The sequence below is a fragment of the Bifidobacterium stellenboschense genome (genome assembly GCF_000741785.1).
Classification (GTDB): domain Bacteria; phylum Actinomycetota; class Actinomycetes; order Actinomycetales; family Bifidobacteriaceae; genus Bifidobacterium; species Bifidobacterium stellenboschense.
In genome coordinates, this window is record NZ_JGZP01000027.1 from 1 (window position 1) to 25739 (window position 25739).

Here is a 25739-nt window from a genome sequence, read left to right on the forward strand (position 1 = left end):
CGGCGGCGCGATCATCGGTTCGAACGTGACCGGCGCGGAACCGCCGTCGCCCGTCGCTGACGGCGCGGCGCCGGGTTGCGCCGTAAGATCCACGTATCCTTCCGGACGCGCCTGCGCGTCGTCCGCGCCGCTCTGATTGCCGTCATACGTTGCATCGGTCATGATGCGTTCCTTTCCTTCGACGCGATCGCGTCACGCGCCGCCGCCTCCCGCGACAGCGCCTCGGTGAGCATCGGCACCACGCAGTCGGGCACCATGCCGGTCACGTCGCCGCCGTGACGCGCCACGTCCTTGACGATGGAGCTGGAGATGTGTTCGAGCACCGGGTCGGCGGGAAGGAAGACGGTCTCCACGTCGCCGATCTTGCGGTTCACGAGCGCCATGCCGAGTTCCGCCTCGTAGTCGCCGTTCTGCCGCAGTCCCTTCACGATCACGGTCGCTCCCACCTGACGACAATAGTCGGTGATGAGGCCGGTCGTGGAGGAGACGACGACGTTCGTGCAGCCGTCCTTCTCAAGGGCGCGGCGGATCACGTCGACGCGGGTCTCGGTGGGGAACATCGGCGTCTTCGCCGCGTTCACCGCCACCACGACATGCACTTCCTCGAAGAAGCGCGCGCTGCGTTCGATTACGTCAAGATGTCCGGCGGTCACGGGGTCGTACGAGCCGGGGCACACTGCTATGGTCATGGCTCACTAGCCTACCGCGTCGCGCCGTCACGTCGCGGCGATGCCACGCGTCGAGGCGACGGGGATGCGGCGGCGTGGATGCGGCGGTGGGAGGGATGTGCGGCGACGGGGACGTGGTGGCGGATCTATACGACGGCCGCGTGCGATGACGGGGATACGTGATGGCGGCAACTATGATGGTGGGCGGTATATAAGGCCGGAATGGTCAAATGGTCACGCAGGAGGTCGCCATGATGAACGATGATCTGAACGATGGCAGGCTTGTCGCCGCCTTCCTCGACGCGGACACGTCGTCGCCGCTGTCCGACCCGGACGCCGGCGCCGGCACCGCGGTGCTCGAACGCCCGGAGGAGAAGGAGGAGACACGCCGCTCCGACGACGGTGACGCGGATCGTTTCGCGCACTACGTCTCGCGCGACCGCATCGCCGAATCGCAGATGACCGGGCGGCCGGTGGTCGCGCTGTGCGGCAAGGTGTGGGTGCCCAAGCACGACCCGTCCAAGTACCCGGTCTGCCCCGACTGCAAGCGCATCTACGACGAGATGCGCGGCTGGTGAGTTGGGTCAGCGCAGGGAGATCTCGTCGATCCTGGCGAGCTCCTCGTCGCTGAACGTCGTGTTCTTCAGCGCGCCGATGTTGTCGAGGATCTGCTGCGGCTTCGAGGCGCCCGCGAGCACGGAGGTGACGACGCCGTCGTGCAGCAGCCAGGCGAGGCTCATCTCGGCGAGCGTCTGGCCGCGGGCGATCGCGATGTCGTTGAGTTCGCGGATCTGCTGGAGGCGTTCCGGCGTGAGCGCGGAGTCCTTGAGGAAGCGCGGGTCGAGGGCGATGCGGCTGTCGGCCGGCACGCCGTCGAGGTAGCGGTTCGTAAGCAGACCCTGCGCGAGCGGCGAGAAGGTGATGAGGCCCTTGCCGAGTCGCTTGGCCGTGTCCTTGAGACCGTTGTTCTCGATCGTGCGGTCGAAGATGTTGTAGCGGTTCTGGTTGATGACGAACGGCACGTGCAGCTCGTCAAGGATCGCCGCCGCCTTCTCCATCGTCGGGCCGTCGTAGTTGGACAGGCCGACGTACAGCGCCTTGCCGGAGGCGACGATCTGGGCGAGCGCGCCCATCGTCTCCTCGAGCGGGGTGTCCGGGTCCGGGCGGTGGTGGTAGAAGATGTCCACGTAGTCGAGACCGAGACGGGTCAGGCTCTGGTCGAGCGAGGCGATGAGGTACTTGCGCGAGCCGTGGTCGCCGTAGGGGCCCGTCCACATCTCGTAGCCGGCCTTCGTGGAGACGATGAGCTCGTCGCGGTGCGCCTTGAAGTACTTGTTCAGCAGCAGTCCGCAGTTCTTCTCGGCCTGGCCGGGTTCGGGGCCGTAGTTGTTGGCGAGGTCGAAGTGCGTGATGCCGTTGTCGAACGCGGTGAACACGAGCTTCTTCATATGCTCGAACGGCGTCAGGTCGCCGAAGTTGTGCCAGAATCCGAGCGAGACGGCCGGCAGTTTGAGGCCGGACGCCCCGCAACGGTTGTAGGTCATGTGGTCGTAGCGGTCTTCGGCCGGCGTGTAGGTGGTGGTCGCTTCCAGCATCGATGCTCCTTGCGGTTATTTCCGTGATTATTCCGTGGTTACGCAATCATCGTCGCAATTCAAGTAGACTTGAACGCAAGTCGGCGTCCGCGGCGTGTCGCGCGACGGCGCGATGCCGCGACGACGCGCGATGACGCGCCGTCGGCGGGAATCGCCGCGGACGCGCGGTCGCGACGGCAATCACGACGACGGCGAAAACGGAAAGGAACGGGACGATATGGCGACGTACACGATTCGCGAGGTGGCGGAACGCTTCCACATGCAGACCTCCACGCTGAGGTACTACGAGGACCAGGGACTGCTCACGAACGTGGGGCGAGACACGGCCGGACGCCGCGAATACGAGGAGTGCCACATCAACCGGCTGCGCGCCATCTGCTGCTTCAAGAACGCGGGCATGACCATCGATGACCTGAAACGGTTCTTCACTTACGAGCAGGACGAGCCGGCGCACATCGACGAGATCCTCGACCTGCTCGAATCGCGCAGGAAGACGCTCGACGAGCAGCGTCGCGCACTCGACGAGGCCGCGATGCACGTGCAGCGCAAACTGCATTACTACGGCGACATCAAGCGCGCGCTCGACGCGGGGGAGGCCCTTCCCGACTGGAAGGACTACAAGACCCGCGTCTACACCATCGACTGCTGAGCCGGTCCGACCTTAGAATCCGCGCGGATTGGTCTGGCACTCCTGAAGCCATTTGGCCTTGTCCGCGTCGTAGTTCGGGTCGGCCATGTCATATGGAATCCATGAGAAACCGCCTGCGCCGTCGGTTCCGCCGTTCAGCTCCTGCTCGATTTGGACGTCGCTCATGGAATCGTCCACGACATCATGCCGGCGAAGACAGTCGATGACCATGGATGTGTCGTTCTTGCCGTCGGGGTTGGTCCGTTCCTGTTGCCACAGGGCGGAAAGATAGAGAATGCCCGACTGGACGTCGCAGTCATGCATGTCCCGTTCCATACGCGTGGTCCACGCCTCGTCGAGGGGCTGGTCGGGATGATAGACATCCCCCGACCCGTCGATGGACTTCGTGGCGGTGTAGCCCTTGTCGGCCATGCACTGCACGTAGCGATCCGCCGATTCCTGCACCTCCGATTCGGCGAGTTCGCCATCGGAGAGCGCTTCGACGGCGAACTCGCTATGGTTCCGTTTCGCCTGCTCGTACGCTTGGGAGTAATCCTGCGCATATGCGCCGGTGAATTCCGGTTCGGATGCCGTGCCGGATTGCGAGGAGGGCGCGGAGGAACACGAGGCGAGTGCCGCGATAAGCGGGACGATGACGCAAGCGACGCGTCTACGATGACCGTTCATCATGTGCTCCGATCTCGAGGGGACGGATGGGTGGGGTGCGTGGGACGACTGCGATGTCGGCGTGGATTCCGCCCGTTCGGGGCGTGCCACCCATGGTAGGGAAGATGCGCCGCAGAGGGAAAGACGCCTGTAACCATGAGGATGACAGCGCTCCGTGGGCGATTGGTGACAGGGGAATATGCTGATGTGGGGGCGGTGACACCGCAGTGGACCCGGACACTATGCACAACCCCGCGGCTCTTGATGCGTGGGATCGGCAGTATGCCATCGATGATCAGGCATGCATGGAAAGCAGCGGATTGGAATACATGCAGGTGCTTTGGGTCGGCGAGCGGACCGATCCGGGGAAGGATGTCGACGCGGCAGCCATCGTGCGGTGTTTGCGTAGGCACGAGGTCGTCGACGAGTCCATCAGCGACGATGAACTCATCGAGGCGTTGACGGATGACAAGCCTTTCCCATGGACGGACCACGGCGCGTCCTCGCCAGAGCGCGATGAGGAAAAGGCGCGATGGCTGAGCGAATGTACCGTGAATCCGTTGGAGTTGGAGTACTGATTACCCCATCAGGCCGCTTGGCGGCCAGCTCCCCCTGAAAGGGGGAGCAAGGGCAGTCGGTGCTACAGAACCGTGATCTCAGTAGGAATCACCGGGTCGCCGCGCATGAGGCTCTGGGCGGCGATGGGAAGTTCGGCGAGGGCCTTCGCGCGGTATTTGTGCGCGTTGACGATGGCGTCGTGGCCCTGCCACTGGTGGTCGATCTCGCCGTGGTCGACGAACGGCACGAGCAGGTCCTTCCACCCCTCCTCCGGTGTGAACGCGGCGAGCTGGTCCTCGGAACCGGAGACCACGTGTTCCACGTCGGCGAGATTGTACTCGTAGGAGCGGTAGGCGAGCTTACGGCCCGGCACGGTCGCCTTGTTCTTCGACTTCTTCGCGACCGTCTGCATCGTGCCGTCCGCGCCCTCGCGCTCGGTGAGCTTGTACACCATCGCGCAGGTGGGTGCGCCCGAACCGGTGACGAGCATCGTGCCCACGCCGTACGAGTCGACCGGCGCGGTCTGGAGCGCGGCGAGCGCGTACTCGTCGAGGTCGTTGGTGACGGTGATCTTCGTGTTCGTCGCCCCCAGCGCGTCCAGCTGGTTGCGCACGCGCTGCGCCATCAGGGCGAGGTCGCCCGAGTCGATGCGCACGCCGCCGAGCTCCGGGCCGGCCACCTCGACCGCCGTCTTCACGGCCTCCTCGATGTTGTACGTGTCGACGAGCAACGTCGTGTTCTTGCCGAGCGCGGCGATCTGCGATTCGAACGCCTGGCGCTCGCTGTCGTGCACGAGCGTGAAGCAGTGGGCGGCGGTGCCGATCGCCTTGAGCCCGTACATCTGGGCGGCGAGCAGGTTCGCCGTGCCCTTGAACCCGCCGACCACGGCGGCGCGGGCGGCGGCCACGGCCGACCATTCGTTCGTGCGGCGTCCGCCCATGTCCATGCACGGGCGGTCTTTCGCGGCGGAGACCATGCGGGAGGCGGCGGAGGCGACCGCCGAATCGTAGTTGAGGATGGACAGCACGAGCGTCTCCAGCAGCGTGCATTCGCCGAACGTGCCTTCGATTTCAAGGATCGGCGAGTTCGGGAAGAACATCTCGCCTTCGCGGTAGCCCTTGATTGAGCCGGAGAAGTGGAAGTCCTCCAGCCACTTGATGGTCTCGGGGCTCACCACGTGCCGGTCGGCGAGGAAGCGCAGGTCCTCGTCATCGAGGTGGAAGCGTTCCAGCGCGTCGAGGATGCGGCCGGTGCCGGCGACCACGCCGTAGCGGCGGCCGGCGGGCAGATGGCGGGTGAACACCTCGAACACGCACTTGCGGTCCGCGGTGCCGTCTTTCAGACACGCGTCCAGCATCGTGTACTCGTACATGTCGGTCATCAACGCCGGTGAATAATCCATGTTCTCTCCTTCGCCCGTGGGTACTGCACTGTGTTTTTTCGGTGTTTTCGTTGCCAACCAGCCTACTCGCCGTCGCCCACAGTGCGCCAGTCCCCACTCAAGGCTCCCCGCCCAAGCTCCCCAACCTCCCATGGTGCGGTAAACATCCATGGTGCGGTAAGCGATTTTCGTTGGAAAATGGCGGATTTGCGGAACCGCACCATGGGAGGTTTACCGCACCATGGGAGTGGACGGGGCGGGGGGTGAGGGAGTCGGGGTGAGGGATGGGTGGGGAAAGGCGGCCGCGTACACTGGGGGATATGAGATTCTTCGCGGGATTGTGGCGGCTGGCGATCGCCGGCATGTGCTTCGTCGGCACCTACGAGGCGTGGCACCGGCCCGAATACTGGACGTACTTCACGTTCCAGACCGGATTCGCGCTCGGATTCGTGATGCTGTGGGCCGGCGCGGCCACGATTTTGAAGGGCATCCAGCCGCCCGCCTGGCTGAAGGGGTGCCTCACCCTGTACGCGATCGTCACCGCCGTGGTCGCGTTCCTGCTCATGCCGCCCGACGACCCCGCCTACGTGCCGCAGGTGCTCGGATTGATGACGAACACGTGGCTGCACCGCGTTGCGCCGATCATGGCGGTCGTCGACTTCGTGCTCTTCGACCCGCATCGCCGGTTCCCGTGGCACTACATGTTCTCGTGGCTCATCTACTTCCCCGCGTACCTCGCGTTCGTGCTCGTGCGCGCCGCCATGTTCCCCACATCGGGCCCGGCGGCCGGCGGCAGCCCGTACCCGTACGCGTTCATCGACCCGACCGCGCTCGGATGGCCGCAGTTCGGCCTCAACTGCGGCAAACTCGCCTTGGGGTTCCTCGCGTTGAGCCTCATCGTGTTCGTCGTCGACCGCATCCTGCCCGAACGGCAGCTGCTCGGCTGAAAGCGGACGGTCCTCGGGAGATGAGCCCGTTCCGGCCAAGTGGGGTAGGCTGGGCATCATGGTTGAAATCACAGACATGCTGGGCAATCGCTCCATCACCCGTCAGGACGGACGCAAGGTCGACGAACTGCGTCCCGTGCGCATCACCCGCCACTTCACCGACGCGCCGGAAGGCTCCGTGCTCATCGAATGCGGCAACACGCGCGTCATGTGCACCGCCACGTTCACCCCCGGCGTGCCCCGCTGGCGCAAGGACTCCGGACTCGGCTGGGTGACCGCCGAATACGCGATGCTGCCGCGCGCCACCAAGGAGCGCACCGACCGCGAATCCGTCAAGGGGAAGATCGGCGGCCGCACGCACGAGATCAGCCGTCTCATCGGCCGCTGCCTAAGGGGCGTCATCGACATGAAGGCGCTCGGCGAGAACCAGATCCAGCTCGACTGCGACGTGCTCCAGGCCGACGGCGGCACGCGCACCGCGTCCGTGACCGGCGCGTACGTCGCGCTCGTCGACGCCCTGAACTGGGCGGAACGCAACCACCACATCAAGTCCGCCGACAAGGCGATCAAGGACGTCGTCTCCGCCGTCTCCGTCGGCGTCATCAACGGCACGCCGATGCTCGACCTGCCGTACGTGGAGGACAGCCAGGCCATGACCGACATGAACGTCGCCATGACCGGCCACGGCGAGTTCATCGAACTGCAGGGCACCGCCGAACACCGTCCGTTCACGCGCGCCGAACTCGGCGTGCTGCTCGACCTCGCCGAAAAGGGCAACAAGGAGCTGCAGGCCGCCCAGCGCGCCGCGCTCGCCCTCGACTGAGACGATCCGACGAACCGACCAGACCCACCGAACGAAGGAACCAGCATGAAACTCGTCGTAGCCACGCACAACGAAGGCAAACTCGTGGAGATCCGCCGCATCCTCGCCGAGGACCTGGGCGACGACGCGGCGCGGGTGGAGCTCGTCTCCGCCGGCTCGCTGCACCTGCCCGACCCGGTCGAGACCGGCGTCACCTTCCAGGAGAACGCGCTGCTCAAAGCCCGCGACGTGGCCCGCCGCACCGGACTGCCCGCCATCGCCGACGACTCCGGCCTCATCGTCGATGTGATGGGCGCAGCCCCCGGCATCCTCTCCGCGCGCTGGGCCGGCGCGCACGGCCACGACAAGGCCAACAACGCGCTCCTGCTCGCCCAGATCGAAGACATCCCGGACGGCAAGCGCACCGCGCGCTTCCGCTGCGCCGCCGCGCTCGTCGTGCCCGGCGACGCGGTGGACGCGACCGGCGGCGACGCCGTGGCAGCCGGGAACGCGGCCGCGCTCGCCGCCCACCACGAGATCGTCTCCGAGACGGTCGAGGTGGGGGAGATGCCCGGACGCATCATCCGTCGGCCCCGCGGCGAGCACGGCTTCGGCTACGACCCGATCTTCATGCCCGACGACCAGCCGGGACGCACCAGCGACGACCCCGACCATGAGGGCGAGCCGCTGACCAGCGCCGAGATGACGCCGGCCGAGAAGAACGCGATCTCCCACCGCGGCAAGGCGCTGAAGGCGCTCGTGCCGGCCATCGAGGCACTGTTGCGATAGTGCGGGGATGCGGCGCGCGACACGCCGGGTTGCGTTTTATGCGACGGCCCCTATACTTTTTCTCTTGTGCATGGGTAGCGAACGCTTCCCAAGCGCAAAGCCACTTTAGCTCAGTCGGTAGAGCGGCTCACTCGTAATGAGCAGGTCGTCAGTTCGATTCTGACAAGTGGCTCCACCACCCGGATTCGGTTCGCCGAGTCCGGGTTTTTCGTTTCCCGCTCGTATTCCGGCACCGTGCCCTGTTTTCCCAGCCGACTGATAGATTGTCTTCTTGCGCGCGAGTGGCGTAATGGTAGCCGCGCAGGATTTAGGTTCCTGTGTCTTCGGACGTGTGGGTTCGAGTCCCATCTCGCGCACGCAAACCTCGGGGCCCCGCCCAACCCGGCGCCGCATGGCCACGGGGTGGGGAGGGAAGACCATGACGGCGATACTCGGCCCGGCCTCGCTGCTGCTCATCATCCTGGCCGGATACCTGTTCAAACGCTTCGGCCTGTTCGGCGCGAAGGACTACCGCGTCATCCAGACCGCCGAGTTCAACGTCGTGCTGCCGGGCGCGGTCGTCTACTCGTTCGCCACGAACCCGCACGACATGAGCTATCTGTGGCTCAGCGTGTTCGGCTTCTGCTGCGCGCTCATCCCGCCCGTCCTCATCTACCTGACCACGCGCCGGCGCAACGTGGCTGACCGCGCGTTCCTCATGCTCAACGGCGCAGGCTTCAACCTCGGCTGCTTCTGTTTCCCGGTCGTCACCTCGTTCTGGGGTGCGGGCGCGGTGGTGCCGGCCGCCATGTTCGACATCGGCAACTGCGTCATGGTCGCGGCCGGCACGAACGTGATGACCCAGCAGCTGCTGCACATCCAACCCGGCAAGACGCTCGCCGAGCAGCACGCCGGCGACGCACCCACCCTGCCGTGCGAGAAGCCGAAGGACCGCGACGCGAAGCGTCTCGCCCGGCGCGCCTTCGCCAAGAACGTGTTCAAAAGCTTCTTCGGATCCGTCCCGTTCGACACCTACATGCTCATGGTCGTGCTCATGGCGGCGAACATCCGCATCCCCGATTGGATCGCGACCGTCACCCAGCCGCTGAGCGGGGCGAACGCGTTCTGCTCGATGTTCATGGTCGGCATGCTCATGGACCTGCCGCGCGACCGGCATGACGTCAAGGAGGTGCTGTCGGTAGTCGCGTGGCGTCTGCCGTTCGCCGTCGCGTTCGCGTGCGTCGCCTGGTTCCTGCTGCCGTTCACCGCGGAGATCCGCGCGGTGCTCGTGATCTGCGTGATCGCGCCGATTGCGATCTTCTCCACGCTGTTCACCGACAAGGTGCTCGGCAACGCGAAGCTCGCCGGCTTCTCGCTCGCGTTCACCGCGATCATCGCCCTCGTGATGATGGGCGCCGCCCACGCGCTGATGGGTGTATGACGCGGCTTCGTCAGCCACGCCGTTCGTCCTCCCGTCCGCCCAGCCGTTCGCCCATCCATGTACCGCTCCGTTCACCCTCCCGTTCACCGCTACGTCGCCGTCGCGTAGTCCGGTGTTCTTTTTGTGTTCTTGTGTCCGCTTTTGTGAGTATTCTGTTGCGTGATACGGAACGGTAGGCGAACCGAGATGCAAGCGGCCCGCACGCCGTCTCCAATCAATGATGAAAGGAATGGAATCCATGGCCATCAATCCTCCTGTTGACGCCACCACCACCCCGGCGTGGGTCACCCTGCAGAAGCACTACGACGAGCTTCAGGCCGAAGGCATCAGCCTCAAGAAGTGGTTCGCCGAAGACACCGACCGCGTCAAGGAACTCAGCTTCGACGCCGGCGACCTGCACTTCGACCTCTCCAAGAACCTCATCAAGCCGGAGACTCTCCAGCTGTTCGTCCACCTCGCCAAGGAAGTCAAGCTCGACGAGCGCATCAAGGCCATGTACAGCGGCGTCCACATCAACAACACCGAGGACCGCGCCGTGCTGCACACCGCGCTGCGCCGCCCGGTCGAGGACGAGGGCAAGTACATCGTCGACGGCCAGGACACCGTCAAGGACGTGCGTGAGACCCTCGACAAGATCTACGCCTTCGCCGACGACGTGCGTTCCGGCAAGTGGACCGGCGTGACCGGCCGCAAGATCGAGACCGTCGTCAACATCGGCATCGGCGGCTCCGACCTGGGCCCCGTCATGGCGTACGAGGCGCTGAAGCCGTACGCGGACGCCGGCATCTCCGCCCGCTACATCTCCAACATCGACCCGAACGACCTGGCCGAGAAGACCAAGGGCCTCGATCCGGAGACCACCCTGTTCATCATCGTCTCCAAGACCTTCACCACGCTGGAGACCCTGACCAACGCCCGCGAGGCCCGCACCTGGCTGCTCGAGGAGCTCGTCGCCAACGGCGCCATCTCCGGCGACGACGAGGCCCAGAAGGCCGAGGCCATCAAGAAGCACTTCGTCGCCGTCTCCACCAACCTGGAGAAGGTCGAGGAGTTCGGCATCGACCCGGCCAACGCGTTCGGCTTCTGGAACTGGGTCGGCGGCCGCTACTCCGTCGACTCCGCCGTCGGCACCTCCCTGGCCGTCGTCTTCGGCCCGGCCCGCTTCGAGGAGTTCCTGCACGGCTTCCACGAGATTGACGAGTACTTCGCCAACACGCCGTTCGAGAAGAACGTCGTCGTGCTGCTCGGCATGCTCAACGTCTGGTACCGCAACTTCTTCAAGGCCGCCTCCCACGCCGTGCTGCCGTACGACCAGTACCTGCACCGCTTCCCGGCCTACCTGCAGCAGCTCACCATGGAGTCCAACGGCAAGTCCGTGCGCTGGGACGGCACCCCCGTCACCACCGAGACCGGCGAGATCTTCTGGGGCGAGCCGGGCACCAACGGCCAGCACGCCTTCTACCAGCTGATTCACCAGGGCACCCAGCTCATCCCGGCCGACTTCATCGCGTTCGTCAACACGCCGAACCCGACCAAGGACGGCGACCAGGACGTGCACGAGCTGTTCCTCGGCAACTACTTCGCGCAGACCAAGGCGCTCGCGTTCGGCAAGACCGCCGACGAGGTGCGCGCCGAGGGCACGCCGGAGGAGATCGTCCCGGCCCGCGTGTTCACCGGCAACCGTCCGACCACCTCCATCTTCGGCGTGGCCCTGACCCCGTTCGCGCTCGGCGAGCTCATCGCCCTGTACGAGCACATCACCTTCGTCGAAGGCACCGTGTGGGGCCTCGACTCCTACGACCAGTGGGGCGTCGAGCTCGGCAAGCAGCTCGCCAAGCAGATCACCCCGGCGATCTCCAAGGACGACGAGGCCCTCGCCGCCCAGGACGCCTCCACCCAGTCCCTGATCGAGTTCTACCGCAAGAACCGCGAGTTCTGATTCCATGACCCCGATCCCGGCGAAACCGGGCGGGAGAGAGACCGGTGAAGCATCGGTCCCGGATCGGAACATATGATGATGCCCGGCGTCGAAAGGCGCCGGGCATCATCCGTATACGATGCAGCGCCGTCGGCGCAAAGGAGACAAGAGTCACATGGTGGCAAGCAATTCGCAGAAGAAACGCAAGGCCGCACGTCGCAACGCGCGGAGCGGCCGTTCCGACGCGCCGCGGACGCGCGAACGCCGTGAACGGCCGCGTTCCGGCGCGCCGGAGCCCGCGCGGAACACCGGCGGGCGCAACGGGCGGCCCGGATTCGGCATGACCGTGCACGGCGAGTTCACCGTCGTCATCACCCAGCTCATCGCCTACGCGCTGTTCTTCGGCATCATCTACACGCTCGGCGTGAGGACGCCCGGCGGCATCATCGGCTCCGGCATGCTCGCCATGTCCGCCGCGATGCTGCTCATCGTCGGATGGCCGTTCGACGGCGACGAGTCTCAGGCCATCTTCGGACGCGCCGTGGCCGCCGTCACGTTCGTGGTCTCCGCGATCGTCGTGCTGCCCAGCGAGTTCTACACGGACATGACGTACCTCCGCTGGGCCGCGTACCTCGTCATCGCCGCGGCGCTCGTCGTCGCCGCCTCGTTCCTGTGGACCAACCTCCAGCGGGGCAAGGGCAAGGACGCCGACTACACGCGCGTCGGCATCACCGCCGGACTCACCGCGCTGTGCGACGCCTCGTGGATCTTCCTGCCCGCCATGTACTCGGACATGTCGAAGCCCGAAGCCGCCTCCGCCGTCGGCTGGACGGTGTTCGTCGTGCTCGTCGCGCTGGCCGTCGTGCTGCTGCGCGTCTCCACGAAACGGTGGAACGCGCTGGAGAAGCCCGGCGCCTACGCGTGGCTCGGCATGGGCATGGTGCCGGTCATGTGGTTCGGACTGGCCGTGTTCCTCGCCTCCTGCGCCACCAACTGGCTCCTGTGAGCCGATTGACCTGAATCGTCTGCCGTGAATCGTCCCGGGCGTCTATCCTTGAATCGGAAGTCCATCATGGAAGGCAAGGAGGCAGCACATGACGACGACCGATACGGGAAGGACGCCCGGAACCCACGAAACCGACTATCCGATGGCGCCGAAGGTCTACTTCACGCGCGACATCAGCCCCGCCGGGCTGATGCGCGCCTACGAGGCGCTCGGCGCGAAGCCGCAAGGCAAGGTCGCCGTCAAACTCAGCTCAGGCGAAGGCGGCAACACGCACTACCTGCAGCCGGCGCTCATCAAGGACCTCGTCCACCATCTCGACGGCACCATCGTCGAATGCAACACAGCGTACGCGGGCACCCGCGACACCACCGAACACTATTGGAAGACGATCAAGGAGCACGGGTTCCTCGACATCGCCCCCTGCGACATCCAGGACGAGGACGGCGAAATCGAGATCCCCGTGGAGGGCGGCAGACGCATCACCGCCGACATCGTCGGCTCCCACTTCCCGGACTACGACTACTACGCCGTGCTTTCGCACTTCAAAGGCCACATGATGGGAGGCTTCGGCGGGGCGCTGAAGAACATCTCCATCGGCATGGCCTCCTCGCGCGGCAAGAAGCGCCTCCACTCCGGGCAGGACGAGATCCTGCCCAACCCGTTCAGCGGCGACCAGGACGCGTTCCTCGAGGCCATGGCCGAAGCCGCCACCGCCGTGTTCAACACGCTCAAGGGCGAGATGTGCTTCGTCAACGTGATGAACAACCTGTCCGTCGACTGCGACTGCGACGGCAACCCGCACGCGCCCGTCATGGACGACATCGGCATCTGCGCCTCGCTCGACCCGGTCGCCGTCGACCAGGCGTGCGTCGACATGGTGTACGTCTCGCACGACAACAAGGCACCGTTGATCGAGCGCATCGAATCGCGCCACGGCATCCACACCATCGAACACGCCGTCGAAATGGGCCTCGGCAGCCGCGAATACCAGTTCGTCGATCTCGACGCCCGCTGAGCTCTGTCCATTCGCCCCCTCTGACGAGGGGACTGTCGGCGAAGCCGACTGGGGGAGAGACCCCACGCAGGGGAGCAATCCCGCATCATACCTGTGAAAGGAATCCGTCATGCAACCGCAATCCGCCACTTCGGCCCGCACATACGCGCTGCCGTCCGTCAAGTTCCAATCCGTCGCCACGCTCATTGCCGTCGCGGCCGCCGTCGCCCTGCCGCAGGTCTTCCACCTCGCCGGCGCGGCGATGGGCCTCGGCACGATGATCGGCCAGACCCTGCTGCCGATGCACCTGCCCGTGCTGCTTGTCGGGCTCCTCGCCGGTCCGTTCGCCGGGCTCGTCACCGGCGCGCTCGCCCCGATCGTGAGCTTCCTCATCACCGGCATGCCGATGGCCCCGATGGTTCCGTTCATGGTCGTCGAACTCGCCGCCTACGGCCTGATCGCCGGGCTTCTGCGTGGCGTCCGCCTGCCCGCCGCCGTGCCGTCACCGCTCGGCTGGCTGGCGAAGCTCGTCGCCGCCCAGATCGGCGGACGACTGGTCGACGCGCTCGCCATCGCCGTGGCCGTCACCCTGCTCGGCAACGCGCAGATGTCGGTCGCGAGTGTGTGGACCGCCGTCGGCACCGGTCTGCCCGGCCTCGTGCTCCAATGGGTGCTCATCCCGCTGATCATGTTCGTCGTGGACCGCCATCGTGACTGACGATCGTCGTCGCGCCCGCGCCGAGCTGCTCGCCGACGACGCGCTCGGCTGCGTGGCCGTACACACCGATGCGGACGGCCACACCGAAACGCTGACCGGCACGGGCCGTGGCGTGCGCCCGCTGCTCGTATGGCTTGCCGAAGGCCGCGGCCTCGCCGGTTTCTGCGTCGCCGACCGTGTGGTCGGCAAGGGCGCCGCCCTGCTCTACGCCCGACTCGGCGTCAAGGCCGTATGGGCGCGCACGATGAGCGAATCCGGATTCGCCACCCTACACGCCCATGGCATCGACGCCGCCTACGGCACGCTGGTCCCCGTCATCCTCAACCGCAGACGAGACGGCATGTGCCCCATCGAACGCGCGGTCGAGCACATCGACGACCCGGCCTCCGCCGAACCCGCCATCCGCGCCGCCGTAGCCCGCCTCATGCGGTGAGAATCTGAGAATCATGCGGTGGGGATCATGCGGTGAAGCGCACCGCCGCCCACGAGATTGGCGGCAACGCGAACGAGACCGTGGAACCGTCGGCGGACACCTCAAGCGGGCGCGGCGTGACCGCCAGCGGATCGTCCGCGGTGTTGGTGCGGTACGGGTCGGCCTCGTGCAGCACCTGGGCGTGCGTCACCGTGACGGCGTCCGCGTCCTCCCCGATGATCGACCGCAGATCGACGGCGAGGACGTGCGCGGCGTCCGGATTGCGGTTCACCGCCAGAATCAGGCCTTCTCTCGTGGCCTCATCCCAGGTGACGACGTTTTCCAACGCCTGCACGTCGCCGTAGGTCTCGGTGTGGAAGGTCGGACCGTCTATCGTGGGGGCGTAAGCCGTGCCACGGGCGTGGTTGGCGGCTTCCGCGAACGGGTAGAAGATGGTCTGCCGCCACGCCGGGCCGTTCTCCTCGGCGCGGATCGGCGCGATGACGTTGACCAGCTGGGCGCGGGAGGCGGAACGCACGCGGTCGCAATGCTTGAGCAGCGTGATCATCAGCGAGCCCTCGACCACCGCGTCGGCGGTCGTGTAGATGTCCTCGAGCAGATGCGGGGCCTTCGGCCACGGTTCGGTGTGCAGGCCCTCGGTCTCGGCGGCCTTCCACTCGGCCTCCTGCTTCTGCCAGATGTCCTGGTACCACACGCCCCACTCGTCGAATGAGATGGCGATGTCCTTGTCGCCGTGGTTCTGCGCCTTGGCGTAGTCCGCGCAGCCGGCCACGGTGGCGATGAACCGCTTCATGTCCTCGCTGGAGGCGAGGAACTCGCGCATGCCCTCCGGCTTGCGGGTCTCGTGGTCCTGATCGTGGTAGTAGGCGTGCGCGGAGACGAAGCTCAGGTATTCGTAGGCGCGGGCGAGCACCGTTTTCTCCCATGTGCCGAAGGTCGGCATCTGGGCGCTGGAGGAGCCGCAGGCCACCATCTCCAGCCCGGACTCGGCGAGTTTCATCGCGTGTGCGACCTTCTCGACGGCGCTCGCGTACTCGTCAGGCGTCATATGGCCGACCTGCCACGGACCGTCCATCTCGTTGCCGATGCACCACATGGCGATGTTCATCGGTTCGGGGATTCCGTTGGCGACGCGCTTGTCCGCCCAATAGGTGCCGGGGGCGCCGTTGACGTATTCGAGCTCGTCGAGCGCCTCCTGTAGTCCTCGGGTCCCCATGTTGACGGCGAGCATGATCTCGGTGCCCGCCTCCTTGCTCCAGTGGTAGAAGTCGTCGATGCCGACCTCGTTGGTCTCGGTCTGGTGCCAGGCGAGTTCGCGGCGCACGGGGCGCAGTTCGCGCGGGCCGGTGCCGTCCTCCCAACGGTAGTTGGAGACGATGTTGCCGCCTGGGTATCGTACGCAGGTCACGCCGAGCTCCTTGACGAGGTCGAGCACGTCGCGGCGGAAGCCGAGCGTGTCCGCGGTGGGGTGGGTCGGCTCGTAGATGCCGCCGTATACGCCGCGTCCCAGCTGCTCCACGAAGGAGCCGAACAGTCGTCGGGGGACGTCGGCGACGGCGGTGAAGTCGTCGATGGTCGTGGTGGTGTCGTGTCGGGGGGTCGTCTTGTCGGTCATGGTTGTCGCCTCGTGGGTCATGGGTCGTATGGTCTACCGGGGATCGCAGGGATGCGGATGGTATGGGATGCTCCCGCCTCATGTGGGCGGGAGCCGGTCGGGGAGGAGGATGGGCGTCACTTCACTCGCTTGATCATCATGATCAGCAGGCCGCCGATCACGCAGATGATCGTCTCGGCCGGGAAGATGGCGCGGTAGCCGAGCATGGAGATGATGCCGGCTGCGATCATCGGTCCGAACACCTGGCCGAGCGTGTTGGCCATGTTGATGATGCCGAGGTCCTTGGCGGCGGTCTTCGGATCGGGCAGCACGGCCACGTTGAGGGCGTTGTCGACCGCGTTGTAGGCGCCCATGCCGATGCCGGCGACGAGGGCGTAGGCGAGCATGGTCCACGGCTTGGCCTCGATGAACGGGAAGAACGCGCCGACGCCGAGCATGATCGTGGTCACGGCCACCGGGGCCTTGAGACGGTGGAACCTGTCGACGAGCGGTCCGGCGACGGCGCAGAACAGGATGCCGGTGATCATGAGGATGAGCGACATGGTGGAGATGGCGTTCGTCGTGCCGGAGTCGTCGAGCTTCATGTAGTCGGTGAAGATGTAGAGCTGGTAGCCGACGATCACGTACTGGCCGGTGACCATGAGGATCTTGCCGGCGAGGGCGAGGTAGTAGTCGCGGCAGTTGGTCGTCGGGAACATGAAGTTCTGCTTGAGGGTGGCGAGGTCGAACCGGGCGCGCGGCTCGTCGAGGTTGCCCGGCTCCTTCGCGATCACGGCGGAGAGGATGCCGCCGACGACGGCGATCAGGGCGAGCACTTGGATGCCGGTGCCGACGTTCCCGAGGAAGCGGGAGGCGATGATGCCGGAGCCGTAGTTGCCGAACGCCATGCCGATGCCGTAGAAGGAGGAGATGGTGCCGCGCCAGCGCGGGGCGACGCGGTCGGCCAGCTGGGCGACCATCGGGGCGACGACCGCGTTGAGCACCGCCTGGTAGACGGCCCATACGCCGAGCAGGACGGGGATGTTCGGGGCGATGGACAGCGCCCACAGCAGCAGGCCGGAGAGGATGGAGCACACGACGATCCACGGGGTGCGCTTGCCGTGCTTCGTACGCGTGATGTCGGACAGCGCGCCGGCGAGGATGTTCGCGATGGTGGCGACGATCATGGCCACGGCGGAGAAGGTGGCGACGAGCGCGACCTTGTTGTCCGGGGCGAGTTCGCCGATCCTGGCCGGCAGCAGGGTGGCGGAGGCGCCGACGTATGGCCCGAGCCAGCAGGCGGGGCCGATGATCAGCGCGACGCCGAGACGGGTCGGTCGTTTGGGCTGCATCTCATCGGAGATGCCCACCGTGGTGGTCGCTTCGCTGGTTGACATGGGGATGTCCTTTCTTTCGATCTCTAACAACGCTGCACCGCATGTAGAAACTTTCTCTTATTTAGAGAAACTTCGTTGTTGTTTTGAACAATAATTCTTGACAATTGGTGAGGCCAATTACGGCGTGTTGGCTGAAATATCAATGATTCTTGGCAGAAGATAAGTTTCTGTCCACGGAAAGAAACTTTCTTTACCACTTTCTATCGCTTTCGTGATGAAGAGGCATTGTCCACGGCATGGCCCGTGCCGCCGCGGGACGCGCTATCGTGAATCCCATGACCGCACGCCCCGGAAACGCCAAACTCTCCCAGATCGCCCGCGAGGCCGGGGTGTCCCTGTCCACCGCCTCGAAGGTGCTCAACAACCGCGCCGGGGTGTCCGCCGCCACGCGTGCCCGCGTCGAGGCGCTGCTGGAGAGGAGCGGGTACCGGCGCCGGCGCCGGACGGGCGAGACCACCACCAACATCGTCGAGCTGCTGCTCGACGACCTCGGCACGCCGTGGTCGGAGGAGGTGCTCACCGGCGTGCTCGCCGGACTGGACAAGCCGTACGTCCCCGCGGTCTCCGCGCGCACCAGCGAGAACTGGAACTTCGGGGCGTGGCTTGAGGAGGTGCTCGCCAGGCGGTCCGCCGGGGTGATCATCCCGTTGTTCGAATTCCCCAAGGAGGCCGAGGAGCGTCTGCGCCGCTCCGGCATCCCCTGCGTGGTCGTCGATCCGACGGGCGACGTGCCCAAGGACGTGCCCACGGTGGGGTCGAACGACTACATGGGGGTGCGCGAGGGTGTCGAGTACCTCATCGGGCAGGGGCACCGGCGCATCGCGTTCATCGGGGGCCCCACGTATCTGCGGACCGCCGCGGCCCGGCTGGACGGGTTCCGCGGTGCGATGGAGCAGGCCGGGCTGCCGATCGATCCGGCGTTGGTGACCTCGGGGGAGTTCCGCTACGAGGACGGGCGCGGGTGGGCGGGGGCGATGCTGGACCTGGTCGAGCCGCCCACCGCCATCTTCGCGGCGAGCGACATGCAGGCGGCGGGCGTCTACGCGGCCGCCTGGGACCGTGGGCTGCGCATCCCCGAGGACCTGTCGGTCATCGGCTTCGACGACCTGCCCACCAGCCGCATGCTGCTGCCGCCGCTGACCACCGTCCATCACGCCGTGCGCGAGATGGCGCGATTCGGCGCCTCCACACTGATGTCGCTCATCAAAGGCGGGAGCGGCGACATGCCCACCCACATCGAACTGGCCACAAGCCTCGTGGTGCGCGACAGTGTCCGCAAGCTGCGGTAGATTGGATGATTGCTGTGCCGTGGCGGGGGTCGCCGCATAAACCCCTGTCACACAAGGTCCAGCCGGGCCGCCTCCGAGGCGCGATTCCCGGCGGATCGGCACCCCTCGCAGGCAGACCTGCGGGGAAGGAACATCGGTGTGCGCACCGAGGCCGGGAGGCGGACACGTCCCCGGAGCCCGCGGAACGACGCGGGTCGTGCGCGCGCCCCGTCCGGTGGCCGATATGCGGCGGCACCTAAGGAACAATCATGGTCAACGCCATCGAGGCTTTCGACGCCAAGCACATGAAGCCGGCCGAGGAGATTCCGGCCTTCCGTCCCGGTGACACCGTCGACGTGAACGTCAAGATCAAGGAAGGCAACAACTCCCGTATCCAGACCTTCACCGGCGTGGTGATCGCCCGCCAGGGCGCCGGCGTGCGCGAGACCTTCGTGGTCCGCAAGATCAGCTTCGGCACCGGTGTGGAGCGCCGCTTCCCGCTGCACTCCCCGTCCATCGACTCCATCAAGGTCGTGCGTCTGGGCCGCGTCCGTCGCGCCAAGCTGTACTACCTGCGCGCGCTGCGCGGCAAGGCCGCTCGTATCGTCGAGCGTCGCGCCAAGTGAGTCGCCTGAGTCGCTGACTCGCGCGCAATGCAGAACGGTCCGGAACCTCCGCGGTTCCGGATCGTTTCGCATTTCCGGCGTCTTCATCGTTCCGACCACCCAAGGGTGGCGGCACCCGTGCGTTCCGTGCGCGTCACGCCTTCGGCATACGCGTGTGCATGCGCCCTATTACGATGAATGGAGTTTTCGCGGGAAACAGGAGGGCACATGCCATACGAGAACGACGAGCGCGACCGTCACACCGTTCAGGTGGCCGACCACGGCGTCGACCCGACCGCCATGCCGCCGGCATCGACGGCCGCGACGACGGCCTCACGGCGTCGGCAGGCGCGCGGGGCCCGTCGCGACGACGGCTTCTCCTGGCGCGACACGCTCATCTGGTGCGGCATTCCGATTCTCGTCGTGATCCTCATCCGCGTGTTCCTCGTCGGCTTCTACGAGATTCCCACACGGTCGATGGAAAGCACCATCGAGCCCGGCGACCGCGTCGTCACCTTGAAGCTCGCGCCGAAGACGTTCGGGCTGGAACGCGGCGACATCGTCGTCTTCCATGATCCGGCCGGCTGGCTCGCCAACGAGCAGTCCACGAGTCCGCTCGCCGGCGACTATCTCATCAAACGCGTCATCGGTCTTCCCGGCGACACCGTCTCCTGCGCGGGCGCCGGGAAGCCGATCACGGTGAACGGCGTCGCCATCACCGAGACCGCCTACCTCAAGAACGGCGTGCAGCCGAGCGCGTTCCCGTTCAGCGTGACCGTCACCGCCGGGCACGTCTTCGTCATGGGCGACAACCGCGCCAACTCCGCCGACTCCCGCTACCATCAGGACGACGGCGACCACGGTCTCGTCCCCATCGGCAACGTGGTCGGCGTGGGACTGTGCCGCTACTGGCCGTTGAGCCGTCTCGGCTCGCTCGACGCGCACCACGAGGTGTTCGCCGACGTGCCGGACGCGAGCGCCTCCGCCGCGACCGGCACATCCGATGATTCCGGTACGTCCGGTACGTCGGACACGTCCGGCACGTCCGGGGGAACGTCCGACGCGAACGTGACGACCATCGACCCGAAGCACGCGAACGACGGTGTGGGCAACTGATGATCACGCCGACGCTCGACCTCGAACGGGAGCTCGCCTCCCAAGGCTACGACCTCATCGCCGGATTCGACGAAGTGGGACGCGGCGCGCTCGCCGGTCCCGCGATGGTCGGATGCGCCATCATCCGCGCGCGTGATCTGACGGGAGAGAAGACGGATGGCGGCGATGCCTCCGGCGCCACTTCCGCTCTCGCGGTGCCCGACGGCGTCGCCGATTCGAAACTCCTCACCGAACACCGCCGCGAGGCCATCTACGACGAGCTCACCGGCTGGGCCGCCGCGTGGGCGGTCGGCGCAACGAGCAACGCGGAGATCGACGAGTGGGGCATCGGCCACGCGCTCGGCATCGCCGCGTTGCGCGCGCTCGCCGAGGCGGAGTCGAAGCTGGGACTCGGCGCGACGGGTGCGCCGGGCGCGGCGGACACGCCGGGCRCCGCGGGGGAGCGGCGCGTGCGCGTCGGCGCGATCCTCGACGGGCCGTACGACTACATCACCAAGGCGCTCAACACGTTCGACGCGCCCGACGTGCCGGTTCCCGCCGACGTGACCACCAAGGTGAAGGGCGACCGCTCCTGCGCGACCGTCGCGACCGCCGCCGTCATCGCGAAGGTGACGCGTGACCGGCTGATGGAGCGTCTCACCGAGCGCCCGGAATACGCGGCGTACCAGTGGGCGCACAACAAGGGCTACGGCACGGCGGCGCACAAGGCCGCGATCGCCGCGCAGGGACCGTGCGACCTGCATCGCATCTCCTGGAAGCTCGTCTGACCGGCGCGTGACCGGCGTGCGGATGGCGTGCGGACAGTGCGCGACCGGCGTGCGGTGCCCGGCCGTGGACGGTTCGACACGCGCGATACGGGGCGACATGCGTGTGAACGTTCACGTGTCGCGCCTGTTTTCGCGCTACACTGCGTAAGTCAGTGCAGTGCCGCGCGAAAGGAGAAGAGGTTATGTCCGCTCGCCGCGCCAATAAAAGGCCGTCGATGTTCGAGGTGGCGAAACTCGCCGGAGTGAGCCACCAGACCGTCTCCCGCGTCATCAACAACTCCCCGGATGTCTCCGACGCCACGCGTGCGCGCGTCAAGGCGGCGATCCGCGAACTCGGCTACCGTCCCTCCAACTCCGCCCGCGCGCTGGCGTCGAGTCGGTCCCGCACGATCGGACTCATCGCCGGCGGCCTCAAGTTCTTCGGCCCGATCTCCGCGATCTCCTCCATCGAGTCGATCGCGCGCGGCCATGGCCTGTTCATGAGCGTGATGATGGTGCACGAGGCGCTGTGCACGCAGGCCGAGTTCGACGACCTCATCGACACGTTCAACGAGCAGAACGTCGATGCGTTCATCTTCCTGACGCCCACCGACGTGATGCTCGACGTCGCCTGCCGCGCGCGCGTCAGCCAGCCGCGCGTCATCGTCACCTCGACGCACGGCGGCATGAGCATGCGCGAGGCGCGTTCGTTGCTGTCCGCTGAGGATCTGGCGCGCACGTCGTTCGTCGGCATCGACCAGTGGGGCGCGATGGCCGACGTGATGCGGCTGGTCAAGTCGGCGGGTCATCGCCGCGTCCTCTATCTTGCGGGCCCGCGCGACTGGCGCGACGCCGCGACGCGACAGGCCGCGTGGGAGACGCTGTCCGGCGCGGAGTCGATCCAGACGCAGGTGATGCGTTGCGAGACGTGGGAGGCCGGCGAGGCGTACGCGAAGATGAACCGTCTCATCGACACGGCCGGCGTGACCGGTGCGAAGCTGCCGACCGCGGTCGTCGCCGCGAATGACGCGCAGGCGGTGGGCGTGTCTCGCGCCCTGCAGGAGCACGGCCTGCGCATCCCGCAGGATGTGAGCCTCGTCGGTTTCGACGACATGACCGGCATGGACAACCTTTTCCCGCCGTTGACGACCGTGCGCCCCGACTTCGAGGGGCTGGGCACGGCCGCCATGCGCGAGGTGCTGCGTCTGCTCGGCGAAGGCCAGGAGCCGTCGCTGCCGAACACGCAGCACGGCGTGGGCTTGGTGCCGGCCACGGTGCGCGACCGCACGTCGCTCGGACCGGTGCCGCGCCTGTGAGACGGGCCGGCGCAGCCGCCTTCGCCGGTGCCGGGGGAGCGCGCGGGAGGTATCGGACGACCCGATAACCTGTTATCAAACCGTTATCTTTCAGGGCACGTCGGGGTTGTGATACGGCGCTGGGGCCGTTACAATGAATACGGAAATTGTGAGCGTTAACGACCACCCAGGGAAGGGGTGAGGTCAGCGCCCAAGGAACGACGATCGGGCGGTGATGGCCGGCCGGTCAGAAGGAGTCCACAGAATGGCAGCAACGAACGCCTCCGAGCAGGTCGCCACGATCGCGGAGAAGATTCGCGCCGGCAAGACCTCGCTGGGCATCGAATTCGGTTCCACGCGCATCAAGGCGGTCCTGATCGACGACGAATACAAGACCATCGCCTCCGGTGACTACGGCTGGGCCTCCCATCTGGAGGACGGCCTGTGGAGCTACTCCAAGGAGGAGATCTGGAAGGGCCTCCAGACCGCGTACGCCTCGATGGCCAACGACGTGAAGACCGCCTACGGCGAGACCCTCACCCACATCGGCCACATCGGCTTCTCCGCCATGATGCACGGCTACCTCGCCTTCGACAAGGACGGCGAACTGCTCGTGCCGTTCCGCACCTGGCAGAACACCAACACCTCCGAAGCCCACAAGAAGCTCTCCGAGCTGTTCCAGTACAACATCCCCGAACGCTGGTCCATCGCCCACCTCTACCAGGCCGTGCTCAACAAGGAGGAGCACGTCGGCAAGGTCGCGTACTTCACCACGCTCGCCGGCTACGTCCACTGGAAGCTCACCGGTCAGAAGGTCCTCGGCGTCGGCGACGCCTCCGGCATGTTCCCGATCGACCCGACCACCCACGACTACGAGACCGAATTCATCGAGAAGTTCAACGCGCTGCCCGAAGTCGCCGCCCAGCCGTGGAAGCTCACCGACCTGCTGCCGAAGCCGCTCGTCGCCGGCACCCCGGCCGGCGAACTCACCGCCGAAGGCGCCAAGCTGCTCGACCCGTCCGGCGCGCTCCAGCCGGGCGTCGTGCTCGCCCCACCGGAAGGCGACGCCGGCACCGGCATGGTCGCCACCAACTCCGTGCGCGTGCGCACCGGCAACGTCTCCGCCGGCACCTCCATCTTCGCGATGGTCGTGCTCGAGCACAAGCTCAAGGCCCTCCACCCGGAAGTCGACCTCGTCACCACCCCGGCCGGTGACCTCGCGGGCATGAGCCACGCCAACAACTTCACCTCCGACCTCAACGCGTGGGTCGGCCTGTTCGGCCAGTTCGCCAAGGCCATCGGCAATCCGGTCGACGCCGGCACCCTGTACGGCACGCTGTTCCGCGCCGCCATCGCCGACGACGTCGACGCCAACTGCGGAGGCCTCCTCAACTACCCGTTCCGCTCCGGCGAATTCCTTGCCGGCCTGCCGGAAGGCCGCCCGCTGTTCGCCCGCAGCCCCGAAGCCAACATGACCCTCGGCAACTTCATGCGCGCCCAGCTGTTCTCCGCGTTCTCCCCGGTCAAGATCGGCATGGACGTCATGACCAAGCAGGAGCACGTGCAGATCGACTCCCTCGTCGGCCACGGCGGCATCTTCACCACCCCGAAGGTGGCCCAGAAGATCCTCGCCGCCGCGTTCAACACGCCGATCAAGGTCATGTCCACCGCGGCCGAAGGCGGCGCATGGGGCATGGCCGTGCTCGCCGACTACCTGTGGCACACCGATGAGGCCCACGACAACCTCGCCGACTACCTCGACGGCTGCGTCTTCAAGGACGCAGAATCCACCACAGAGGAGCCCTACGCGGGCGACGTCGTCGGCTTCGAGGACTTCTTCGCGCGCTTCAGCAAGGGCCTGCCCATCGAGCACACCGCCATCGAGAGCATCGACCTCGAAGACAAGTAAGCGCGGGCCGAGTCCCAAGCCAACCCAAACAACCGAAGATTTTCGTAAACGTCAATCCAAATCGGAAAGGAAAACCAACAATGGCAACTCTGGCTGATTATGGTCCCGAGGTCCGCGCCGAAGTCAAGCAGGTGCGCGAGGTCGTGTCCAACCTGCACCAGCAGCTGATCAAGTGGAACCTGGTCGTGTGGACCGCCGGCAACGTGTCCCAGCGCCTGCATACCGCCGACCTCATGGTCATCAAGCCGTCCGGCGTGCGCTACGAGAACCTGACCCCGAACTCGATGGTCGTGTGCGACCTCGAAGGCAACGTGGTCGACGGCTCCGAAGCCCCGTCCTCCGACACCGCCTCCCATGCCTACATCTACCGCAACATGCCTGACGTCTACGGCGTCGTGCACACGCACTCCACGTACGCGACCGCGTGGGCGGCCACCGGCCAGAACATCCCGTGCGGCCTGACGATGATGGGCGACGAGTTCGGCGGCCCCGTGCCGGTCGGCCCGTTCCGTCTGATCGGCTCCGAGGCCATCGGCAAGGGCGTCGTCGAGACCCTCAAGAAGTACCCGAAGTCCCCGGCCGTCCTCATGCAGAACCACGGCCCGTTCACGATCGGCAAGGACGCTGAGGGCGCGGTGAAGGCCGCCGCCATGACCGAGGAGGTTGCGCACACGATGTGGGCCGCCAAGCAGCTCGGTGAGATCATCGAGATCGACCAGGCCGACATCGACAAGCTCAACGACCGCTACCAGAACGTCTACGGCCAGCACTGATCCGGCGGAGTGTCCGCGGCGTTGCTCCTCGGTCGACGTGCCTTCGCACGCCTTCCCTCGGTGCGCCTTGCGGCCACACGCGCCGGACCGGTGTCGCTTCGGCGAGGCCTTTCTTTTGGCCCCCTCTGGAGGGGGCTCCCGGCGAAGCCGGGTGGGGGAGGTTCCCACACGTGGGAGGTTCCTGTGCGTGAGGTCCCTCGCGCTGGATCTCCCGCGACACGCCCGGCTCGCTTACGAAAAAACGGAAAACGTACTACGGTCACATCTCGACTTGATAACCGCATGCCTTTGGCGCATTCTCCGCCATGGGGCATGCGGTTTTTCGTTGCCGTCGGGGCCCGGACGTTAGGGGCGCTCGACTTCCCGCCGATGATGCCGTCCCCGTGTGTTTCCCGTGAAACKACGCGGGGATGCGAAGCATGCGCGGAATCGCCCGGCGGCGGCGCATCGATATAGACAAGAAGAGGTTTCCGTTGTTCCGATCAGACAACCGTCCGCAATGATTCCATCTCG

The 25739-nt window shown here is 66.3% G+C and carries 25 protein-coding genes and 2 tRNA genes; 21 read left to right on the forward strand and 6 right to left on the reverse strand.

All coding sequences use genetic code 11. From position 1 onward, the window contains the following. Positions 1 to 158: 158 nt before the first annotated feature. Positions 159 to 689, reverse strand: coding sequence for a pantetheine-phosphate adenylyltransferase (coaD, locus tag BSTEL_RS10430; protein ID WP_034530201.1), 531 nt, complete (start codon positions 687 to 689; stop codon positions 159 to 161). A 230-nt stretch (positions 690 to 919) separates the two neighbouring features. On the opposite strand from coaD, the gene BSTEL_RS10435 reads away from it, so the two are divergent. Continuing rightward, positions 920 to 1246: a DUF3039 domain-containing protein gene (locus tag BSTEL_RS10435; protein WP_034530246.1), complete on the forward strand. Its 327-nt coding sequence runs from the start codon at positions 920 to 922 to the stop codon at positions 1244 to 1246. Between the two features lie 6 nt (positions 1247 to 1252). Here the strand turns inward: BSTEL_RS10435 and BSTEL_RS10440 are convergent, their stop codons facing one another. Further along, a complete protein-coding gene (locus BSTEL_RS10440) occupies positions 1253 to 2263 on the reverse strand; it encodes an aldo/keto reductase (protein WP_034530202.1) in 1011 nt (336 codons plus the stop codon). 217 nt (positions 2264 to 2480) lie between these two features. On the opposite strand from BSTEL_RS10440, the gene BSTEL_RS10445 reads away from it, so the two are divergent. Then, positions 2481 to 2912 (forward strand): MerR family transcriptional regulator, encoded by a 432-nt coding sequence (locus BSTEL_RS10445; protein ID WP_034530205.1) that lies wholly within the window; start codon positions 2481 to 2483, stop codon positions 2910 to 2912. A gap of 12 nt (positions 2913 to 2924) precedes the next feature. Here BSTEL_RS10445 and BSTEL_RS10450 read toward each other — a convergent pair whose 3' ends face one another. Next, entirely contained in the window at positions 2925 to 3581 is a 657-nt protein-coding gene (locus BSTEL_RS10450; RefSeq protein WP_034530207.1) for a hypothetical protein, read from the reverse strand. A gap of 218 nt (positions 3582 to 3799) precedes the next feature. Between BSTEL_RS10450 and BSTEL_RS10455 the strand changes: the two genes are divergently transcribed. After that, the gene (locus tag BSTEL_RS10455; RefSeq protein WP_034530208.1) at positions 3800 to 4135 is read left to right on the forward strand and encodes a hypothetical protein; all 336 of its coding nucleotides are present in this window, start codon (positions 3800 to 3802) and stop codon (positions 4133 to 4135) included. A gap of 62 nt (positions 4136 to 4197) precedes the next feature. On the opposite strand, the gene BSTEL_RS10460 is transcribed toward BSTEL_RS10455, so the two are convergent. Then, positions 4198 to 5517 carry a nicotinate phosphoribosyltransferase gene (locus tag BSTEL_RS10460; protein ID WP_034530210.1) on the reverse strand — a complete coding sequence of 440 codons (1320 nt, stop codon included), beginning with the start codon at positions 5515 to 5517 and terminating at the stop codon, positions 4198 to 4200. A gap of 299 nt (positions 5518 to 5816) precedes the next feature. Here BSTEL_RS10460 and BSTEL_RS10465 point away from each other — a divergent pair, with 299 nt between their 5' ends. The 11 genes from BSTEL_RS10465 to BSTEL_RS10515 all read left to right on the forward strand — a co-directional run bounded on the left by BSTEL_RS10465 (position 5817) and on the right by BSTEL_RS10515 (position 14523). Continuing rightward, positions 5817 to 6443, forward strand: a complete 627-nt coding sequence (locus BSTEL_RS10465) for a Pr6Pr family membrane protein (RefSeq protein ID WP_034530212.1) — start codon at positions 5817 to 5819, stop codon at positions 6441 to 6443. A 58-nt stretch (positions 6444 to 6501) separates the two neighbouring features. Continuing rightward, on the forward strand, positions 6502 to 7266 hold the full coding sequence (gene rph / locus BSTEL_RS10470) for a ribonuclease PH (RefSeq protein ID WP_034530214.1): 765 nt from the start codon (positions 6502 to 6504) through the stop codon (positions 7264 to 7266). Between the two features lie 45 nt (positions 7267 to 7311). After that, positions 7312 to 8034: a non-canonical purine NTP pyrophosphatase gene (locus BSTEL_RS10475; protein WP_034530216.1), complete on the forward strand. Its 723-nt coding sequence runs from the start codon at positions 7312 to 7314 to the stop codon at positions 8032 to 8034. Positions 8035 to 8133: 99 nt separating this feature from the next. Continuing rightward, positions 8134 to 8209, forward strand: a tRNA-Thr gene (locus tag BSTEL_RS10480). 100 nt (positions 8210 to 8309) lie between these two features. Next, positions 8310 to 8390: transfer RNA gene (locus BSTEL_RS10485), tRNA-Leu, on the forward strand. Between the two features lie 62 nt (positions 8391 to 8452). Continuing rightward, the gene (locus tag BSTEL_RS10490) at positions 8453 to 9454 is read left to right on the forward strand and encodes an AEC family transporter (RefSeq protein ID WP_034530218.1); all 1002 of its coding nucleotides are present in this window, start codon (positions 8453 to 8455) and stop codon (positions 9452 to 9454) included. A gap of 238 nt (positions 9455 to 9692) precedes the next feature. Continuing rightward, positions 9693 to 11393, forward strand: a complete 1701-nt coding sequence (gene pgi / locus BSTEL_RS10495; RefSeq protein WP_034530219.1) for a glucose-6-phosphate isomerase — start codon at positions 9693 to 9695, stop codon at positions 11391 to 11393. 154 nt (positions 11394 to 11547) lie between these two features. Further along, positions 11548 to 12378, forward strand: coding sequence for a hypothetical protein (locus tag BSTEL_RS10500; protein WP_034530221.1), 831 nt, complete (start codon positions 11548 to 11550; stop codon positions 12376 to 12378). 88 nt (positions 12379 to 12466) lie between these two features. Further along, positions 12467 to 13393 carry a DUF362 domain-containing protein gene (locus BSTEL_RS10505; protein WP_202962088.1) on the forward strand — a complete coding sequence of 309 codons (927 nt, stop codon included), beginning with the start codon at positions 12467 to 12469 and terminating at the stop codon, positions 13391 to 13393. Between the two features lie 109 nt (positions 13394 to 13502). Continuing rightward, positions 13503 to 14090, forward strand: coding sequence for an ECF transporter S component (locus BSTEL_RS10510; RefSeq protein ID WP_034530222.1), 588 nt, complete (start codon positions 13503 to 13505; stop codon positions 14088 to 14090). Next, the gene (locus BSTEL_RS10515; protein ID WP_051923076.1) at positions 14083 to 14523 is read left to right on the forward strand and encodes a DUF1893 domain-containing protein; all 441 of its coding nucleotides are present in this window, start codon (positions 14083 to 14085) and stop codon (positions 14521 to 14523) included. The genes BSTEL_RS10510 and BSTEL_RS10515 overlap by 8 nt, the downstream gene beginning before the upstream one ends. A 25-nt stretch (positions 14524 to 14548) precedes the next feature. Here BSTEL_RS10515 and BSTEL_RS10520 read toward each other — a convergent pair whose 3' ends face one another. Together BSTEL_RS10520 and BSTEL_RS10525 are read right to left on the reverse strand one after the other, a co-directional pair. Beyond that, positions 14549 to 16138 carry an alpha-N-arabinofuranosidase gene (locus BSTEL_RS10520; RefSeq protein ID WP_034530223.1) on the reverse strand — a complete coding sequence of 530 codons (1590 nt, stop codon included), beginning with the start codon at positions 16136 to 16138 and terminating at the stop codon, positions 14549 to 14551. 116 nt (positions 16139 to 16254) lie between these two features. Further along, positions 16255 to 17514: an MFS transporter gene (locus tag BSTEL_RS10525; RefSeq protein ID WP_034530226.1), complete on the reverse strand. Its 1260-nt coding sequence runs from the start codon at positions 17512 to 17514 to the stop codon at positions 16255 to 16257. A gap of 275 nt (positions 17515 to 17789) precedes the next feature. Here BSTEL_RS10525 and BSTEL_RS10530 point away from each other — a divergent pair, with 275 nt between their 5' ends. From BSTEL_RS10530 to BSTEL_RS10560, 7 genes are all read left to right on the forward strand, one after another. Then, positions 17790 to 18803 (forward strand): LacI family DNA-binding transcriptional regulator, encoded by a 1014-nt coding sequence (locus tag BSTEL_RS10530; RefSeq protein ID WP_034530253.1) that lies wholly within the window; start codon positions 17790 to 17792, stop codon positions 18801 to 18803. 248 nt (positions 18804 to 19051) lie between these two features. Continuing rightward, complete coding sequence (rplS, locus tag BSTEL_RS10535; protein WP_034530228.1) at positions 19052 to 19408, forward strand: 50S ribosomal protein L19; 357 nt, start codon at positions 19052 to 19054, stop codon at positions 19406 to 19408. Positions 19409 to 19615: 207 nt separating this feature from the next. Next, on the forward strand, positions 19616 to 20503 hold the full coding sequence (lepB, locus tag BSTEL_RS10540) for a signal peptidase I (RefSeq protein WP_084686281.1): 888 nt from the start codon (positions 19616 to 19618) through the stop codon (positions 20501 to 20503). Next, a complete protein-coding gene (locus tag BSTEL_RS10545; protein ID WP_034530230.1) occupies positions 20503 to 21270 on the forward strand; it encodes a ribonuclease HII in 768 nt (255 codons plus the stop codon). Before lepB ends, BSTEL_RS10545 begins: the two co-directional genes overlap by 1 nt. Before the next feature lie 182 nt (positions 21271 to 21452). Next, on the forward strand, positions 21453 to 22565 hold the full coding sequence (locus BSTEL_RS10550) for a LacI family DNA-binding transcriptional regulator (protein WP_034530233.1): 1113 nt from the start codon (positions 21453 to 21455) through the stop codon (positions 22563 to 22565). A 244-nt stretch (positions 22566 to 22809) separates the two neighbouring features. Continuing rightward, positions 22810 to 24453, forward strand: a complete 1644-nt coding sequence (locus BSTEL_RS10555; RefSeq protein ID WP_034530235.1) for a xylulokinase — start codon at positions 22810 to 22812, stop codon at positions 24451 to 24453. Between the two features lie 80 nt (positions 24454 to 24533). Then, on the forward strand, positions 24534 to 25226 hold the full coding sequence (locus tag BSTEL_RS10560) for an L-ribulose-5-phosphate 4-epimerase (RefSeq protein WP_034530237.1): 693 nt from the start codon (positions 24534 to 24536) through the stop codon (positions 25224 to 25226). Positions 25227 to 25739 lie beyond the last annotated feature (513 nt).